The 18,454-nt window shown below is 65.4% G+C and carries 16 protein-coding genes; all 16 read left to right on the top strand.

Annotated features, from left to right (window positions below):
* The first annotated feature begins 190 nt into the window (after positions 1-190).
* The 16 genes from ACR42D_RS03235 to ACR42D_RS03160 all read left to right on the top strand — a co-directional run bounded on the left by ACR42D_RS03235 (position 191) and on the right by ACR42D_RS03160 (position 18,414).
* Positions 191-1,975 carry a sensor histidine kinase gene (locus ACR42D_RS03235; RefSeq protein ID WP_484565427.1) on the top strand — a complete coding sequence of 595 codons (1,785 nt, stop codon included), beginning with the start codon at positions 191-193 and terminating at the stop codon, positions 1,973-1,975.
* Positions 1,972-3,321 carry a sigma-54-dependent transcriptional regulator gene (locus tag ACR42D_RS03230; RefSeq protein ID WP_484565426.1) on the top strand — a complete coding sequence of 450 codons (1,350 nt, stop codon included), beginning with the start codon at positions 1,972-1,974 and terminating at the stop codon, positions 3,319-3,321. The genes ACR42D_RS03235 and ACR42D_RS03230 overlap by 4 nt, the downstream gene beginning before the upstream one ends.
* Before the next feature lie 321 nt (positions 3,322-3,642).
* Positions 3,643-4,287, top strand: a complete 645-nt coding sequence (locus tag ACR42D_RS03225) for a succinate dehydrogenase/fumarate reductase transmembrane subunit (protein WP_484568433.1) — start codon at positions 3,643-3,645, stop codon at positions 4,285-4,287.
* Positions 4,288-4,300: 13 nt separating this feature from the next.
* Positions 4,301-6,181 (top strand): fumarate reductase flavoprotein subunit, encoded by a 1,881-nt coding sequence (locus tag ACR42D_RS03220; protein WP_484565425.1) that lies wholly within the window; start codon positions 4,301-4,303, stop codon positions 6,179-6,181.
* Between the two features lie 23 nt (positions 6,182-6,204).
* Positions 6,205-6,945, top strand: coding sequence for a fumarate reductase iron-sulfur subunit (locus ACR42D_RS03215; protein WP_484565424.1), 741 nt, complete (start codon positions 6,205-6,207; stop codon positions 6,943-6,945).
* Position 6,946: 1 nt separating this feature from the next.
* Positions 6,947-7,786, top strand: coding sequence for a fumarate hydratase (locus ACR42D_RS03210; RefSeq protein WP_484565423.1), 840 nt, complete (start codon positions 6,947-6,949; stop codon positions 7,784-7,786).
* Positions 7,786-8,343: a Fe-S-containing hydro-lyase gene (locus tag ACR42D_RS03205; protein ID WP_484565422.1), complete on the top strand. Its 558-nt coding sequence runs from the start codon at positions 7,786-7,788 to the stop codon at positions 8,341-8,343. The genes ACR42D_RS03210 and ACR42D_RS03205 overlap by 1 nt, the downstream gene beginning before the upstream one ends.
* Positions 8,344-8,368: 25 nt before the next feature.
* The gene (locus ACR42D_RS03200) at positions 8,369-9,691 is read left to right on the top strand and encodes a malic enzyme-like NAD(P)-binding protein (protein WP_484565421.1); all 1,323 of its coding nucleotides are present in this window, start codon (positions 8,369-8,371) and stop codon (positions 9,689-9,691) included.
* A gap of 103 nt (positions 9,692-9,794) precedes the next feature.
* Complete coding sequence (locus ACR42D_RS03195; protein ID WP_484565420.1) at positions 9,795-11,336, top strand: SLC13 family permease; 1,542 nt, start codon at positions 9,795-9,797, stop codon at positions 11,334-11,336.
* Positions 11,337-11,437: 101 nt separating this feature from the next.
* Positions 11,438-12,202: a cytochrome c3 family protein gene (locus ACR42D_RS03190; protein WP_484565419.1), complete on the top strand. Its 765-nt coding sequence runs from the start codon at positions 11,438-11,440 to the stop codon at positions 12,200-12,202.
* A 7-nt stretch (positions 12,203-12,209) separates the two neighbouring features.
* Positions 12,210-13,313 (top strand): 4Fe-4S dicluster domain-containing protein, encoded by a 1,104-nt coding sequence (locus ACR42D_RS03185; RefSeq protein WP_484565418.1) that lies wholly within the window; start codon positions 12,210-12,212, stop codon positions 13,311-13,313.
* Positions 13,310-14,260, top strand: coding sequence for an RnfABCDGE type electron transport complex subunit D (locus ACR42D_RS03180; RefSeq protein WP_484565417.1), 951 nt, complete (start codon positions 13,310-13,312; stop codon positions 14,258-14,260). Before ACR42D_RS03185 ends, ACR42D_RS03180 begins: the two co-directional genes overlap by 4 nt.
* Before the next feature lie 3 nt (positions 14,261-14,263).
* Positions 14,264-14,839 carry an RnfABCDGE type electron transport complex subunit G gene (gene rnfG / locus ACR42D_RS03175; RefSeq protein WP_484565416.1) on the top strand — a complete coding sequence of 192 codons (576 nt, stop codon included), beginning with the start codon at positions 14,264-14,266 and terminating at the stop codon, positions 14,837-14,839.
* Positions 14,840-14,863: 24 nt separating this feature from the next.
* Positions 14,864-15,538, top strand: coding sequence for an electron transport complex subunit RsxE (gene rsxE, locus ACR42D_RS03170; protein WP_484565415.1), 675 nt, complete (start codon positions 14,864-14,866; stop codon positions 15,536-15,538).
* A 166-nt stretch (positions 15,539-15,704) separates the two neighbouring features.
* Positions 15,705-16,280 carry an electron transport complex protein RnfA gene (locus ACR42D_RS03165; RefSeq protein ID WP_484565414.1) on the top strand — a complete coding sequence of 192 codons (576 nt, stop codon included), beginning with the start codon at positions 15,705-15,707 and terminating at the stop codon, positions 16,278-16,280.
* A gap of 28 nt (positions 16,281-16,308) precedes the next feature.
* The gene (locus ACR42D_RS03160) at positions 16,309-18,414 is read left to right on the top strand and encodes an FAD-dependent oxidoreductase (RefSeq protein WP_484565413.1); all 2,106 of its coding nucleotides are present in this window, start codon (positions 16,309-16,311) and stop codon (positions 18,412-18,414) included.
* Positions 18,415-18,454 lie beyond the last annotated feature (40 nt).

The raw sequence follows: 18,454 nt of genomic DNA, 5'->3' as shown, positions 1-18,454 counted from the left end.
TTTGCTGTACTCAGGGCATGACGTCGCCCCTGTTTCTCGACAATGCGAATTATCCCGACATGTTGACCGCGAACACGGCCCAGGGGAGCCGCTTTTGGCCTTGCCTGATCGGCGGATTTCCGCCTATTGCTGAAGAACGGCCCGAAACAGACCCAACCACCGCGCCCTCGCGGACACGGACAGGCGAAGCATGAAGACCTCCAACGAGACCCGATTCAACACCCCGGCCGTGACGCTCGGCATCTTTTTGCTCATCGGCCTGCCGTTCATCGTCGGCCTGCTGGTGCAGTACGACTACCTCCAGGACCTGGAGCGGGTCTCGGACGAACGGCTGACCCTGTACGAGATGACCCTGGACTCCGAGCTGCGCAAGTACGAGTACCTGCCCTACCTCATCTCCGAGAACGGCATGGTCACCGCCTTCCTGACCCGGGGCGGCGAGGGCGTGCCCGTCAACCGCTTCCTCAAGCGCGTGAACACCATCGCCGAGTCGTCCGTGGTCTACATCATCGGCACGGACGGCATCGTCAAGGCGGCCTCCAACTGGGACCGCCCCAACGCCTTCATCGGCCTGGACCTCGGCTTCCGGCCCTATTTCAAGGACGCCATGGAGGGCCGCCAGGGGACCTTCTTCGGCGTGGGCATCACCCGGGGCGAGCCCGGCATCTACATCTCCCACCCGATCAAGGACAAGGACGAGATCATCGGCGTGGCCGTGGCCAAGATCGCCCTGTCCCCGCTGGAGCACCTCTGGAAGGAGGGCGGCGAGACCCTGCTGGTGACCGACTCCAACGGGGTCATCGTCCTGACCAGCCGGCCGTCCTGGAAGTACATGACCCTGACGCCGCTGGACGCGGGCATGATCCAGGAGATCCACGACCGCGAGCACTATCCCAAGTACCAGCTCAAGCACTTGGCCTGGCACACCCGGACCCGGTTCGGCTTTGTCCGCGAGACGACCATCGGCACCGAACGGTTTTTGCTGAACACCCGGGGCATCCCAGGCACGGACTGGAAGATCAGCTATCTCACGCCCCAGGGACCGCTCTGGGAGCGGACCCTGGGCGTCTCCCTGACCACCTTCGTGCTCCTGGGACTGGCCGTGCTGACCCGCCTGTTCCTGCGCGAGCGCCGCCAGCGGCAGCTCTCCAAACAGCAGGCCGTGGAGGCCAACCGCATCCGGGACATCAACCGCCAGCTGGCCCAGGAGGTGGAGGAGCGCAAGCGCACCGAGCACGAATTGCGCTCGGCCCAGGAGGAGCTGGTCCAGGCGGGCAAGCTGGCCGCGCTGGGCGAGATGGCCACGGCCATCGCCCACGAACTCAACCAGCCCATCGCGGCCACCAAGACCTACGTGGCCTCCTGCCGCTTGATGCTCAAGCGCATGAAGCTCGACGACCTGGACCCCACCCTGGTCAAGGTCTCGGAGCTGGGCGACCGCATGGCCAAGGTCACGGGCCAGCTCAAGTCCTTCGCCCGGCGGACCACGGACAAGGACATCGAGTTCGACCTGCGCCTGGCCATCAAGGAAGCGGTCAACCTGATGAAACACCAAATTTTAGTGGAGAACTGCGACCTCAAGCTGTCCATGCCCGGCCAGCCGGTCTTCATCCGGGGCGACCGCATGCGCATGGAGCAGGTCCTGATCAACCTCTTCCGCAACGCGCTGGACGCCCTGCTGGAGGTCGAGTCCCCGCTCATCGGCGTGCGCCTGGCCGTGGAGGACGACAAGGCGACCATCCACGTCTGGGACAACGGCCCCGGCATCGCCGAAGAGGTCGGCAAGAAGATCTTCGAGCCCTTCGTGACCACCAAGAAGGAGGGCATCGGCGTGGGGCTGGGGCTGTCCATTTCCTACAAGATCGTCAAGGACATGAAGGGCGACTTCCGGGTGGCCAACCGCGATCCGAACGGGGCCGAGTTCTTTGTCCATATTCCCCTTTCCAAGCAGCAACAGGATAAGAATAAATCATGAAGAAAGTCATATTGGTCGACGACGAGCAGTCGGTCCGGGATTCCGCCCGGCAATGGCTGGAGCTGTCGGATTTCGAGGTCACGGACTACGCGGACGCCCGCGTGGCCCTGCGCGACATCAACCCGGATTACGCGGGCATAGTGCTGACCGACGTGAAGATGCCCGGCCTGGACGGGCTGGCCTTCCAGAAGGAGATCGCGGCCATCGACGAGCACATCCCGGTGGTCCTGTTCACCGGGCACGGCGACATCGCCATGGCCGTGGAGGCCATCCGGGGCGGGGCCTACGACTTCGTGGAAAAGCCCTTCGACCCCGAGCAGATCGTGGAGACCATCAAGCGCGCCCTGGAAAAGCGCAGGCTGGTGCTCGAAAACCGCCAGCTCAAGATGGCCCTGTCCGACTGCGAGGGCATCGACTCCCGGCTGGTGGGCACCAGCCAGCCCATGCGCGAACTGAAGAAGGAAATATCCCATATCGCGCCCACCCCGGCCAACGTGCTCATCTTCGGCGAGACCGGCACGGGCAAGGAGGTCATCGCCCGGGCCATCCACAACCTCTCCCTGCTGAACAAGGGCCCGTACATGGCGCTCAACTGCGCGACCATCCCGGTGGACATGGCCGAGAGCGAGTTGTTCGGCCACGTCAGCGGGGCGTTTACCGGGGCCCAGGGCAAGCGCATCGGCAAGCTGGAGGCGGCCAACGGCGGGACCCTGTTCCTGGACGAGCTCAACTCCATGCCGCTGGACGTCCAGGGCAAGCTGCTGCGCGCGCTCGAAATGCGCGAGATCACCCCGCTGGGGGCCAACTCGCCCCGGCCGGTGACCTTTCGGCTGATTTCCGCCATGAACGAAAATCCGCGCACGGCCATCGACGAGGGCAGGCTGCGCGAGGACCTCTATTTCCGCATCAATACCGTGGAGTTGAACGTCCCGCCTCTGCGCGAGCGCACGGACGACATCCCCCTGCTCTTCTCCTTCTTCCTGGAGCGCACGGCCGACACCTACGGCGTGGTCGCCGCCCCGCTCGGGCCCGAGGGGCTGCCCCTGATGATGAGCCACGACTGGCCCGGCAACGTCCGCGAGCTCAAGAGCCTGGCCGAGCGCTACATCCTTTCGCCCCTGCCGCCCAAGGAGCGCATCTCCAAGATCATGGCCGCCAAGACCGGGGACACCGCGTCCCAGGCCGTCAGCCTGCGCGACCAGGTCGCACTGTTCGAGCGCCACCTGATCCAGGAATCCCTGAACCGCAACGGCGGCGTCATCAAGGACGTCATCGACGACCTCGGCATCCCCCGCCGCACCCTGAACGAAAAGATGACCAAATACGGACTGAAACGGTCTGAATAGCCCTTCGGCGGATTCTTGCCGACCGCCCACCCCCGGATCGGCAGGAATCCGCTCATCTATATTCTCGCGACTTATTATAGCTTCGGAATAGTGTGACTTTTTAGCCACACTCTTCTGGCATGCCTGTTGCTCATCTGAATCCGTTGCGATCCATTTACGATGTATTGGGGAGGTTCTCTCTTGGGGATCTCGGCAAGCGCATCGAGCCGCCGGGGAACGCGTGTACCGGACCGATCCGGAAAACGCGTTCCGCGCGCGGCGCGACGGAAGAGGCAGGGGTTCTTTCAAATCGTATCAATCATGAACAACAGGTGAAGAATGATGAAAACCTTTACGACATCCGTCCCAGGCGTGTCCCTCACCGATGCCGCCCTCGACTGGCTGCAGATGCTGACGGGAGCAAGCCTGATCCTTTTCATGTGGTGTCACATGCTGCTCGTGTCTTCGGTGGTCATTTCCCCGAGCGTCATGAACGCCATCGCCGGCTTCTTCGAGGCCACCTACATGGCCCAGGTCGGCGGACCGCTGATCTTTCTGACCTTCCTGGTCCACTTCGCCCTGGCCGCACGCAAGATTCCCTTCCGCGCCGAGGGGCAGGGCACCATCTGGGCCCACGCCAAGATGATGAAGCACCGCGACACCTGGCTGTGGGTCGTCCAGGCCGCGACCGCCATGATCATCCTGATCCTGGGCGCCATCCACATGTGGGTCGTGCTCAACGACCTGCCCATCACCGCCGCCAAGTCCGCCGCGCGCATGCAGCACTTCTGGTGGTTCCTCTTCTACATGATCCTCCTTCCCAGCGTGGAGCTTCACGTCAGCGTCGGCTTCTACCGCATCGCCGTGAAGTGGGGTTTCGTGAAATCCGAACAGCGGAAGGGCTTCAAGCGCTTCGAGACGACCCTGTTCTCCATCTTCATGGTCATCGGCGTCATCACCCTGATCCGCTTCATAACGCTGAGCTAACGAGGAGAACTCCATGCAGACATTCTATTCCGACCTGCTCGTCATCGGCGCCGGACTGTCCGGCGAGCGCGTGGCCTGCGAGGCCGCCCAGAACGGCTTCAAGGCCACCTGCCTGTCCATCGTGCCCGCCCGGCGCTCCCACTCCTCGGCCGCCCAGGGCGGCATGCAGGCCGCGCTCGGCAACTGCGCCAAGGGCGAGGGCGACAACCCGGACGTCCACTTCATCGACACCGTCAAGGGCTCGGACTGGGGCTGCGACCAGGAGGTCGCCCGGCTCTTCGCCGACGCCGCGCCCATCGAGATGCGCCGTCTGGCGGCCTGGGGCGTGCCCTGGAACCGCGTGGTGCCCGGCCAGTCCTTCTACTTCAAGGGCGGCGAGAAATTCGAAAAGTACGAAAAGGAAGAGAACGAGGGGCTGATCACGGCCCGTTCCTTCGGCGGCACGGCCAAGTGGCGCACCTGCTACACCTCGGACGGCACCGGGCACGCGGTCATGTGCACCATGGACAACCGCTGCGCCGAACTCGGCATCGACGTGTTCGACAAGAAGGAAGCGATCTCCCTGATCCATGACGGCGACAAGTGCATGGGCGCGGTGGTCCGCGACCTGCGCAACGGCGTGCTTGAAGTCCACCTGGCCAAGGCCACGGCCATCTGCACCGGCGGTTTCGGGCGCATCTACAAGGCCACCACCAACGCGGTCATCTGCGACGGCGGCGGCCACATCCTGGCCCACGAGACCGGGCTGGTGCCCATAGGCAACCCGGAATCCATCCAGTTCCACCCCACCGGCATCGTGCCCACCGACATCCTGGTCACCGAGGGCTGCCGCGGCGACGGCGGAACGCTGCTCGACGTCAACGAAGAACGGTTCATGCACATCTACGAGCCGGAAAAGGCCGAGCTGGCCTCGCGCGACGTGGTCTCCCGCCGGATGACCGAGCACATGCGCGCGGGCAAGGGCGTGAAGTCCCCCTACGGCGAACACCTCTGGCTGGACATCCGCCACCTCGGCGACAAGCACATCTCCACCAAGCTGCGCGAAGTGGACGAGATCTGCCACCACTTCCTGGGCGTGGACCCGCGCGTGGAACTGATCCCCGTGCGCCCGACCCAGCACTACACCATGGCCGGCATCCGGACCGACAAGGACGGCGCGGTCTACGGCCTCAAGGGGTTGTACTCCGCCGGCGAAGCGGCCTGCTGGGACATGCACGGCTTCAACCGGCTGGGCGGCAACTCCCTGGCCGAGACCGTGGTCGCGGGCGGCATCATCGGCGCCAAGATCGTCGAGTTCCTCAAGGGCTACGAGACCACCTTCGACACCAAGGCGATCAACGCCGAGGTCAAGCGCCAGGAAGAGCGCATCCACGACCTCACCCACGGCCGCAACGGCAAGCTGAACGTCTACGAGGTGCGCAACGAGATGCAGGAAGCGCTGATGAAGGGCTGCTTCGTCTTCCGCAACAAGGAAGGCCTGGAGGAGTGCGTCCAGACCCTGCAGGGGACCATGGAAAAGGCCCGCAAGGTCGGCCTGGTCTCCGACGGCGTGGGGGCCAACCACGAGCTGGCCGCGGCCATGAAGCTGGAGGGCCAGGTCAGATTGGCCATGTGCATCGCCCAGGCCGCCCTGATGCGCACCGAATCGCGCGGCTCCCACAACCGCGAGGACTTCCCCGAGCGCAACGACGCCGAGTGGCTCAACCGCACCCTGGCCTACTGGCCCGAAGGCGCGGACATGCCCGACCTCAAGTACGAGGACACCACCCCGCTGTTCGAACTGCCCCCGGGCGACCGCGGCTACGGCGGCGGCAAGATCATCCCGGCTGACGAGAAGTACGTGAAGGAGCGCACCGTGAAGAGCCCCGTCACCGAAATCGGGAAGAAGAAGTAACCCGGTCAAGAAAGGAACATATCATGGGTAGACAACTGAAATTCGAAATATTCCGGTACAATCCCGAGAGGAAGGGCGACGTCCCGCACATGCAGGAATTCATCCTGGACGAGACGCCGAACATGACCCTGTTCATCGCCCTGAACCGGCTGCGCGAGGAGCAGGACCCGAGCCTGGTCTTCGACTTCTGCTGCCGGGCGGGCATCTGCGGCGCGTGCGCCATGGTCATCAACGGCCGCCCGGGCCTGGCCTGCCAGACCAAGACCAAGGACCAGCCCGGCCACATCGTCCTGCACCCCCTGCCGGTCTTCAAGCTCGTCGGCGACCTGTCCGTGGACACGGGCGTCTGGTTCCGCGAGATGTACGCCAAGACCGAGTCCTGGGTGCACACCAACAAGGTCTTCGACCCGGCCCGGGAAGAGGAGCGCATGGACAACGAGGTGGCCGAGCAGATCTACGAGCTGGAGCGCTGCATCGAATGCGGCTGCTGCATCTCGGCCTGCGGCACCGCGCGGCTGCGCGACGACTTCATGGGCGCGGCGGCCTTGAACCGCATCGCCCGCTTCGTGGTCGACCCCCGCGACGAGCGCACGGACCGCGAATACTTCGAGGTCATCGGCAACGACAACGGCATCTTCGGCTGCATGGGCCTGCTGGCCTGCGAAGACGTCTGTCCCAAGGGGCTGCCCCTGCAGAACCAGCTCGGCTTCCTGCGCCGCAAGATGGGCATCACCGCAATGAAGCAGATCTTCAGGAAGAAATAGCATGCGTACCATCAAGACCAGCGACATCGTCGACGCCGTCGCCAAGATGTGCGTCAGTTCCAACACCGAGCTGCCCGCCGACGTGCGCGCCCGGCTCGAAAAGGCCATGGCCGAGGAAACCAGCCCCTCGGCCAAGGAAGTGATCCGCCAGCTCCTGGAGAACGCGGACCTGGCCTTCGACACCAAGCTGCCCCTGTGCCAGGACTGCGGACTGGCCGTCTACTTCGTGGAAGTGGGCGACGAAGTGCGCATCGAAGGCGGCAACCTGCGCGACGCCATCAACGAGGGCACCCGCAAGGGCTACGCCGACGGCTACCTGCGCAAGTCCGCCTGCGACCCGCTCTCCCGGGCCAACACCGGCGACGGCACCCCGGCCATCATCCACTTCGACTTCGTGCCCGGCGACAAGCTCAAGATCTCCTACATGGCCAAGGGCGGCGGCGCCGAGAACATGTCCCGCGTGACCATGCTCGCCCCGGCCCAGGGCTGGGAGGGGATCAAGAAGTTCGTCATCAACCGCGTGGCCGAGGCGGGCCCCAACCCCTGCCCGCCCACGGTCATCGGCGTGGGCATCGGCGGGACCTTCGAGCACGCGGCCAAGATCGCCAAGCGCGGTCTGCTGCGCAAGCTCGACGACACCCATCCGGACCCGGACGTCGCGGCCAAGGAAAAGGAACTCGAAGACGCCATCAACGCCCTGGGCATCGGCCCCATGGGGCTGGGCGGCAAGACCACCGTGCTCGGCGTGAAGATCACCATGGAACCGTGCCACCTGGCGAGCCTGCCCCTGGCGGTCAACGTGCAGTGCCACTCCCAGCGGCACGAGGAGGTCGTACTCTAATGGCAGAATACAAACTGAATACTCCGCTGACCGACGCGGACATCGCCCAGCTCAAGGCGGGCGACGTGGTCTTCCTGACCGGAACCATCTACTCCGCGCGCGACGCGGCCCACAAGAAGCTGGTGGACCTGCTCGACGCGGGCAAGGAACTGCCGTTCGACCTCAAGGGCGCGGCCATCTACTACGTCGGCCCCTCCCCGGCCCCTCCGGGCCGCCCCATCGGCGCGGCCGGACCGACCACCTCCTACCGCATGGACTCCTACGCCCCGCGCCTCTACTCCCTGGGGCTCAAGGCGACCATCGGCAAGGGCAAGCGCGACGCCCCCACCCGCCAGGCCATGCAGGACTACACCGCCGTGTACTTCGGCGCCACCGGCGGCGCGGGCGCGCTGCTGTCCAACTCCATCGTGGAGTCCAACGTCATCGCCTTCGACGAGCTCGGCCCCGAGGCCATCCGCGAGATGAAGGTCGAGGACTTCCCCCTGCTCGTCATCAACGATTCCCACGGCGGCGAACTGTACGCCGTGCCCGACCGCAAGGCCGCGGGCATCGAATAACGCACAACCATCAAGGAGATACGAAATGGCATTATTCACCAAAGAGGAGGCCCTGAACTACCATTCCCATGGCAGGAAAGGGAAGGTCGAGGTCGTTCCGGTCAAGCCGTGCAAGACCCAGAAGCATCTGTCCATGGCCTACAGCCCCGGCGTGGCCGAGGCGTGCAAGGCGATCCACGAGAACCCGGAACTGGTCTACGAGTACACCGGACGCGGCAACCTCGTGGCCGTGGTCTCCAACGGCACCGCCGTGCTCGGCCTGGGCAACATCGGGCCCCTGGCCGGCAAGCCGGTCATGGAGGGCAAGGGCGTGCTGTTCAAGGTCTTCGGCGACGTGGACGTCTACGACATCAACCTCAACGTGACCGACCCCGACGAACTGTGCGCGGTCACCAAGGCGCTGGAGCCGACCTTCGGCGGCATCAACCTCGAAGACATCAAGGCCCCGGAATGCTTCTACATCGAAGAGAAGCTGAAAAAGGAAATGAACATCCCGGTCTTCCATGACGACCAGCACGGCACGGCCATCGTCACCGCTGCCGGCATGATGAACGCGCTTGAGATCTCGGGCAAGGACCCGGCGCAGATGCGCGTGGTCATCTCCGGCGCGGGCGCGGCGGCCATCGCCTGCACCAACCTGTACCGGAACATGGGCGTGAAGTTCGAAAACATCGCCATGTTCGACTCCAAGGGACACATCAACAAGTCCCGCACCGACCTGAACGAGTTCAAGCAGCAGTACGCCACTGAAAAGGCCTACGGCTCCCTGGCCGAGGCCATGGTCGGCGCGGACTGCTTCCTGGGTCTGTCCAAGGCGGGCGTCGTCTCCAAGGAGATGGTCAAGTCCATGTCCGACAACTGCCCGATCATCTTCGCCTGCGCCAACCCGGACCCGGAGATCACCTACGACGACGCCAAGGAGGCGCGCCCGGACTGCATCATGGGCACCGGCCGCTCGGACTTCCCGAACCAGGTCAACAACGTGCTCGGCTTCCCGTTCATCTTCCGCGGCGCGCTCGACTGCGGCGCCACGGCCATCACCGAAGGCATGAAGCTGGCCGCCGCCCAGGCCCTGGCCGACCTGGCCAAGACCGAGGCCCCGAAATACGTCTGCGAGGCGTTCGGCGTGGACAAGCTCGAGTTCGGGCCCGACTACGTCATCCCCAAGGCGCTGGACCTGCGGCTCATCGAGTACGTCTCCGTGGCCGTGGCCAAGGCCGCCATGGAGGAGGGCGTGGCCCGCAAGCAGCTCGACCTGGACGAGTACAAGTCCTCGCTGAGCAAGCGCATCGCCGAGTCCGGCAAGCGCGTCAGCGCCTTCGTCGAAACCTATCATCTTGGAATATAAATAAGTTCCGGGCGGAGCGGGGTGCTCCGCCCGGTCTTTACTCAGCGTCGTCTGGGGTTGCGGTCCTTTCCGAGGTGAAAACGTTCTAATTGAGGAGTGTAAAATGTCTGATCAGGCTGATTCCAACAAGGGCAAACAAATAGGGTTCTTCCTGGGACCCATCGTGTTTGTCGCCATGCTGCTCATCCCGGCTCCCGAAGGCATGAAGCTCGAGGCGTGGCGCGTGGCGGCGGTCACCGCGCTGATGGCCATCTGGTGGATCACGGAGGCGATCCCCATTCCGGCCACCTCCCTGCTGCCCATCGCCCTGTTCCCCATACTGGGCGTCATGAAGTCCGCGGCGTCCACGTCTCCGTACGCCAACCATTTGATATACCTGTTCATGGGCGGCTTCTTCCTGGCCGTGACCATGGAGCGGTGGAACCTGCACCGCCGCGTGGCCCTGTACACCATCAAGGCCATCGGCACGAGCCCGGCGCGCATGACCATGGGCTTCATGGTCGCCACCGGCTTCCTGTCCATGTGGGTGTCCAACACCGCCACGGCCATGATGATGGTGCCCATCGGGCTGGCCGTCATCCAGCAGGCCACCGGATTCGACTCCGACCACCTGCGCGAGTGCAGCATCAACGTCGGCCCCGAGTTCAACTTCGGCCGCGGCCTGATGCTCGGCATCGCCTACGCCGCGTCCATCGGCGGCGTGGCCACCATCATCGGCACCCCGCCCAACACCGTCATGGCGGGCATGGTCGAGAAGATGTTCGGCGTGCAGATCGGCTTCGGCCAGTGGATGCTCTTCGGCGTGCCCCTGGCGGTCATCACCATGGCCTTCGCCTGGGTCCTGCTGACCAAGATCCTGTTCCCCACGGGCGGCATGGAGCTGGCCGGCGGCGCCAAGATCATCAACGACGAAGTGAAGAAGCTCGGCCCCATGTCCAGCGCGGAAAAGAAGATCGTGGTCGTGGGCTGTTTCATGGCCGCCTTCTGGCTGGCGCGCGGCTTCATGGCCAAATCCTCCTTCGTCCTGGGCATCATGCCCCACTTCAAGTACATCGGCGACGCCACCATCGCCATCTTCGGCGCGCTGATTCTGTTCGCCATCCCCGTGAACTTCAAGAAGAGCGAGTTCCTCCTGGACTGGAAGACCGCCGTGAAGATTCCCTGGGACGTGATCCTGCTCTTCGGCGGCGGCCTGGCCATCGCCAACGGCTTCGCCAAAACCGGTCTGGCCGCCTACATCGCGGGCCAGCTCGGCGCGCTGGAAGGCACGAGCATGATCATCTTCGTGGGCGCTGTGGTCCTGATCACCATCTTCCTGACCGAGATCACCTCCAACACGGCCACCGCCACCCTGCTCGTGCCCATCATGGGCTCGGCGGCCATCGCCATGGGCGTGCACCCGTTCGCGACCATCGTGGGCGCGTGCGTGGCGGCCTCCTACGCCTTCATGCTCCCGGTGGCCACGCCGCCCAACGCCGTCATCTTCGGCAGCGGATGCGTGACCATCAAGCAGATGGCCAAGACAGGCGTCTGGCTGAACATATTCGGAACGATCCTGATCACGGCCTTCGTGGTCTACATCCTCCCCGTGCTGTGGGGCGTGGACCTCAACATCGTGCCGGATTGGGCGGTCATTCCCAAGTAACGACAAAAACCCCGCGGGCGGCTCCGGCCGCCCGCGGATTGACATGACCCTTCACCTGTAACCACCCGGAGCTGCCGTCACACGTGCGGCGGAGAGGAAAGATGCGTTCAAAATCGAAGATATTTCCGGTCCTGGCGGCGACCATCGTGCTCCTGGCGGTGGCCATCGTCGGCTATGTCCGATCCGGCCAGTCGCAGCCGATGCCCGTGCGCATCCTGTTCGAGAACAACGGGGGCAAGGTCATCTTCTCCCACCTGGTCCACCACAGGGACTACCAGATCGAATGCTCCCGCTGCCACCACGACAAGGCCCAGCCCATCGTCACCCCCGAGGACGGGGCCCTGGCCTGCGGCTCCTGCCATCCCAACGATTTCGATGAAAATTTCGTGGACAACCACGTGGATTCCTTCCCCAACGAATCCTACTGCGTGCGCTGCCATCACGTGGAATACGACAAGATCAACTTCGACCACGAGGCCCATACAGAATACGCCTCGGACTGCTCGGACTGCCACCACGGCAAGGAGATCGAGCCCGAACCGCAGAAGTGCACCAACTGCCATGCGGAAAAGAGCACGGACGAGCTGTTGTCCATGCGCGAGGCCGGTCACGAAAGCTGCGGCCAGTGCCACGAGGACATGTTCGACAAGGGGCTGTCCAGTTGCAAGTCCTGCCATATCCAGAAGGACATGACCGACTACGACGGCGACTTCTCGGCCTGCAACCAGTGCCACGAGGCCGAGACCAGGGAACTGGTCCTGCCGCGCATGAACGCCTTCCACGACCAGTGCATGTCCTGCCACGAGGAAATGGGCGCGGGCCCCTACGGCCCGGACCACTGCAACCAATGCCACATCAGCAGGTAGACGGAACATGACGATTCAAGAGACACCCGCCGCCAAGGCGGAGATGAACCTGGCCCGGCACTGCCCGCTGGTCACCTGCGGCCAGGAGGTCAAACGCGGCGAACGCATCGCCACCGCGTCCGCGCCGGGCAGGGGCGATATCCACGCGCCCTGCGCCGGGACCGTGGAACACGTGGACCCGTACCGCATCCGCATCGACCCCACCGAGGGCGCGACCGTGGTGCCCGAGGTCCTGGACGGCCTGAGCGGCCCGGAGATCCTGACCCGGCTGCGCGAGCTCGGGGCCGACGTCCCGGCCTGCGACCAGGTGGATACCCTGATCATCAACGCCATGGACGAGGAGCCGAACCTGCGCTCCCGGCGAACGCTGCTGGCCGAGAAGCGCGACATCCTCACGGCCGGAGCCGAGGCCCTGGTCCGGGGCATCGTGCCCGTGGACGTCTTCCTGGCCGTGCCCGGGGGCGTGCGCGAGAGCCTGCCGGGCATGGAGGTCAAGGTCCTGTCCGACCAGTACCCCCAGGCGCTCGATCCCCTGGTGGCCAAGGCGGTGACCGGCATCGAGATGCCGGACAACACCCTGGTGATCGGCCTGGAGACGGTCTTCCACGCCGGGCTGATCATGGACACCGGCCTGCCGGTCATGGAGACCATGGTCACCGTGGGCAACTCGGCCCGGCTGATCACCCTGGGCACCCCGGTGGGCGAGATCCTGACCAACGACGGCGAGACCATCCGCGACGGCGACCGCATCGTCCTGGGCGGCGTGCTGCGCGGCACGGCGGCCGCCTCGCCCGGCCAGGGCGTGGACCGCGCCACCACGGCCGTGGGCCTGGTCCGCAACCCGGCCCCGGTGGCCGTGGACGCGGGCTGCGTGGGCTGCGGCGAATGCGTGCGCCGCTGTCCGGCCCGCCTCGACCCGTCCATGATCACCAGCTACGCCGAGTTCGGCCAATACGCCAAGGCCGAGGCCGAGGCCGTGGACGCCTGTTTCGAATGCGGCCTGTGCGGCTACTTCTGCATCGCCCGCCGCCCCATGCTCCAATACATCCGGCTCGCCAAGAGCGAATTGGCGAAGACCGCAGCCCAGTCCGGGGAGGAAACCCAGTCGTGAAACCCCTCAACCCCTTTGCCCTGACCGTCTCGGTCCCGCCCCACCGCCACTGCGGCACCACCGTGCGGGACCGGATGTTGATGATACTGATGGCCATGCTGCCCGCCGCCGTCATGGCGGCCATGACCTTCGGCATGGCCGCCGTGCGGGTCATGGCCCTGTCCATGGCCGCCGCCGTGCTGGCCGAGATGGCCTGCGACTATTTCATGGACCGGGAGACCGATGTCCACGACCTGCACGCCTTCACCGTGGGCCTGTCCTTCGCCTTCCTGCTTCCGGCCTCGGCCCCCTGGTGGCTGGCGGCCTTCGGCAGCGCGGCCTCCATCGTGCTCGGCAAGATGGTCTTCGGGCCGCTGGGCGGCAGCCCGTTCTGCGCCCCGCTCATCGGCTGGGCCGTGTGCCGCATCTCCTGGCCCGCATACATGGACGTGGATGCCTCCATGCTGGCCACGGACCTGACCTACCCCCTGGCCCAGCTCAAGAACTTCGGGCTGGACGCGGTCCAGATCACCGACACCCGGCAGCTCTTCCTGGGCAAGCAGCTCGGCGGCCTGGGCGCGGTCCAGATCGCGGGGGTGCTCCTGGGCGGCATGCTCCTGATCATGCGCAAGCACATCTCGTCCATCATCCCGGTGGGCGTCATCGGCGGCGCGGCCCTGACCGCCTTCCTGTTCCACTGGCTCGATCCGTCCATCTACGCCTCTCCGGCCTTCCACCTGCTGACCGGGTCCACCCTGTTCGGGGCCTTCTTCCTGGCCACGGACGGGCCGTCCAGCCCCAACCGGCAGGTGCCCATGCTGCTCTTCGGCATCCTGACCGGCGTGCTGATCATCATCATCCGGACCTTCGGCGCGTACCCGGACGGCGTGCCCTTCGCCATCCTGCTGGCCAACCTGTTCACCCCGGTGCTCGAACGCATCCGGCCCAAGCCGTTCGGAAGGAGGTAGGCCATGAAGGAAATGATGAAAATGATGATCGTCCTGTCGCTCATCTGCGGCATCGCGGGCGTCACCCTGGCCGCGCTCAAACAGGTCACCGCCCCGATCATCGAGGAGCAGGTACTGACCTACGTCCAGGCCCCGGCCATCGAGTCGGTCTTAGGCGACTACGACAACAACCCGATCAAGGACCGCAGGAAATTCGACGTGGACGGCCGGACCGTGACCGTGTTCCCGGCCCTCAAGGGCGGAAAGCTCACCGGCGTGGCCTTCGAGACCTCGGGCAAGGGCTACGGCGGCGACATCGGCGTCATGGTCGGCTTCGACGTCCAGGCCATGCACCTGACCGGCATCGGCATCACCACCCTGAAGGAGACCCCGGGCGTGGGCGCGCGCGTGGCCGAACACGGCTACACCACCCAGTTCAGGGGGCACGCGCTCGAGTCCGTGGAACTGAAGAAGGACGGCGGCGACATCGAGGCCGTGGCCGGGGCGACCATCTCGTCCACCGGCACGGTCATCGCGGTGCAGCGGGCCGTGGCCATATTCAACGCCCTGAAAGACAAACTCGCCGGCGGCTGGTCCTAGGCCCGCCGTCAACCGGAGTCGAACATGAACAGATTGTGGAAGGAATTCTCCAAGGGGCTGTGGACCGATCTGCCCCCGTTCAAGCTGGTCCTGGGGCTCTGCCCGACCCTGGCCGTGACCAACACCGCCAACAACGGGCTGGGCATGGGCGCGGCCGTGGTCTTTGTCCTGACCCTGTCCAACATGATGATCTCCCTGCTCAGGAAGGCCATCCCGGCCAAGGTGCGCATCGCCTGCTTCATCGCCATCTCCGCCTCGCTGGTGGTGGCCGTGGAGCTGCTCATGCAGGCGTTCGCCTATCCACTCTACCAGCAGCTGGGCATCTTCGTGCCGCTCATCGTGGTCAACTGCATCATCCTGGGGCGGGCCGAGGCGTTCGCCTCCAAGAACCCGGTCCTCCTGTCCATGGCCGACGGGCTGGGCATGGGCATCGGCTTCACCCTGTCCCTGACCTTTCTCGGGGCCCTGCGCGAGCTGCTCGGCACGGGCATGATCTTCGGGGTCAACGTGGCCTGGGACGGATTTGAGCCCATCGGCATCATGGTCCAGGCCCCGGGCGCGTTCGTCTCCCTGGGCGTGCTGCTGTGCATCATGACCTTTGTCGAAAACGTCCGGCGCAAACGCAAGGGGCTGGCCGCGGTCCAGGGCCCGACCCACGACTGCGGCGCGTGCGGCGGCTGCGGCCACAAGAACTGTTGACGAGTATTGAAAAAATCAAAATTGGAGGCTGTTCAAAAATGGTGAGATGCTAGGCGCGAAAAAAGTTCAAGGCCGAAGCGTACTTCCTGTACGTGAGGGTTTGAACTTTTTGAAGCAACGACGCAGATCGCCGTTTTTCAACAGCCTCCCATTCGAGGAAACGATCATGCAGGAATACTTCCTTCTCTTCATCGGGGCGATGTTCGTCAACAACATCGTCCTGGCCCAGTACCTGGGCAACTGCCCGTTCATCGGCACGTCCAAGGACACGGGCGTGGCCATCGGCATGGGCGGGGCCGTGGTCTTCGTGGCCGTCATGGCCGCGGCCATCACCTGGCTGGTCCAGGAGTACGTGCTCGCGCCCTTCGGCCTGGACTTCCTCCAGACCCTGGCCTTCATCCTGGTCATCGCGGCCCTGGTCCAGTTCGTGGAGATGTTCCTCAAGAAGGTCATCCCGCCCCTGTACAAGTCGCTGGGCATCTTCCTGCCGCTGATCACCACCAACTGCGCGGTCATGGGCATCGCGCTCATCTGCCAGCGCGAGGAGTTCGGCTTTGCCAAGACGGTCATGTTCTCCTTCGCCTCGGGGCTGGGCTTCATGCTCGCCCTGGTCCTTTTGGCGGGCATCCGCGAAAAGCTGGCCGTGCGGAGGCTGCCCATCGCCATGCGCGGCACGCCCATCGGGCTGATCATGGCCGGGCTCATGTCGCTCGCCTTCTTCGCCTTCAAGGGCATGATTTAACGGATTAAAACGGGAACGGGACGACATCATGATACTCACATCGGGACTGACTCTGTTCGGCATCGGCCTGCTGGCCGCGGCCATCCTGGGCATCGCCTCGAAGCTCCTCTTCGTCAAGGAGGACCCGCGCATCGCGCTCATCGAGGACAACCTGCCCGGCGCCAACTGCGGCGGCTGCGGCTTCCCCGGCTGCTCGGGCGCGGCGGCCGCCATCGTGGCGGGCAAGGCCCCGGCCTCGGTCTGCATCGTGGCCGACGGTGAGGCCATCGCGACCATCGCGGCCCTCATGGGCCAGGAGGTCATCGAGCGCGAGCCCGAACTGGCCGTGCGCGACTGCACCGGCGGGCTGCGGGCCGCCGACCTGTTCCACTACGAGGGCGCGCTGGACTGCCGGGCCGCCCACCTGCTCTACGGCGGGTCCAAATCCTGCCCCGAAGGGTGCCTGGGGCTGGGATCCTGCGTGCGCGCCTGCCCGTTCGACGCCATCCACATGGGCCCGGAAGGACTGCCGGTCATCGACCCGAACCAGTGCAAGGCGTGCGGCAACTGCGTGGACGCCTGCCCGCGCGGGGTCATCGGCGTGTCCGGCATGTCCGCGCGGCTGCTGCACCTCAACCAGACCACCGACTGCCTGGCCCCGTGCCGCCAGAAGTGCCCGGCCCAAATCAACATCCCGCGCTACATCGAGCAGATCAAGGCGGGCGACTACGACGGCGCAGTCATGACCATCAAGGAGCGCAACCCGCTGCTGGTCACCTGCGGCCGGGTCTGCCCCCGCCCGTGCGAGACGGTCTGCCGCCGCCAGTACGTGGACGAGACCGTGGGCATCAACATGTTAAAGAGGTTCGTGGCCGACCGCGAGCTGCGCTCGGGCGAACACCTGCCCGTGCACTGCGCCAAGGACACCGGCAAGCGCGTGGCCGTCATCGGCGGCGGCCCGGCCGGGTTGTCCTGCGCCTATTTCCTGCGCCGCCTCGGGCACAGCCCGACCATCTTCGACGCCATGCCCGCGCTCGGCGGCCAGACCCGCTACGGCATCCCGGAGTACCGGCTGCCCAAGGCGGACCTCGACTGGGAGATCCAGGGAATCTTGGACCTCGGCGTCGAGGCGAAGATGAACACCAAGTTTGGCCGCGACTTCACCCTGGAATCCCTCAAGGCCGACGGCTTCGACGCGGTCTTCATCGGCATCGGCGCGTGGCAGGCGTCGGGCATGTACGCCGAGGGCGAGGACCTGGACGGCGTCATGGGCGGCATTGAGTTCCTGACCGCCCACGCCCTGGGCCAGAAGCCCGAGACCGGCGACAAGGTCATCGTGGTCGGCGGCGGCAACACTGCCATCGACGCGGCCCGGACCTGCGTCCGGCTGGGCGCGGAAGTGACGCTCATGTACCGGCGCACGCGCAACGAGATGCCCGCCGACGTGGAAGAGATCGTCGGGGCCGAGGACGAGGGCGTCCGGTTCAAGTTCCTGGCCGCGCCCGCGCGCGTCATCGGCGACGAGAACGGCCGGGCCACGCACCTGGAATATTACGAGATGGAGCTGGGCGAGCCGGACGAGTCCGGACGCCGCCGCCCGGTCAAGAAGGAGGGGTCCGAGCAGCGCATGGAGGCCACCCTGATCATCCCGGCCATCGGCCAGAAGCCGGACCTCGCCTGCCTGTACGACGACAGCCCGGAAGGGACCTGCCCGCTGGAGACCACCAAGTGGCAGACCATCGTGGCCGACCCCGACACCTTCGAGACCGCCATCCCCGGTGTGTTCACCGCAGGCGACGTGTACACCGGCCCGGACCTGGTCATCTCGGCCATCGGCGACGGCCGCAAGGCCGCCCGGTCCATCCACTACCACCTGACCCAAGAAGCCGTGCCCATCCCGGAGACCACGCAAAAAGGCATGATCCCCTATACGTTGTTCAAGGAAATCGATTCCGTGGAGCGCAAGAAGCGGGCGGTCCTGCCCCATTTGTGCCACGGCGACGAGCGCAACTGCACCTTCAACGAGGTGGAGGGCCCGCTCAACGAGGAACAGGCCCTGGCCGAGGCCGACCGCTGCCTGCGCTGCGGGCTGGTCTGCTACGACCGCGACGAGCCGTTCCTGGCCGAGGAGAGGGAGACCTCCCCGGACCGTTAACCCATTGCCATACCCCATGCCCTACGGAGCATAGCGGATG

Origin of the sequence: Pseudodesulfovibrio sp. lm2024, from assembly GCF_051175575.1 — a bacterium.
Lineage (GTDB): Bacteria > Desulfobacterota > Desulfovibrionia > Desulfovibrionales > Desulfovibrionaceae > Pseudodesulfovibrio > Pseudodesulfovibrio caledoniensis.
The sequence above is the reverse complement of the archived record's forward strand: the minus strand, read 5'-3'. Positions and strand labels throughout refer to the sequence as shown.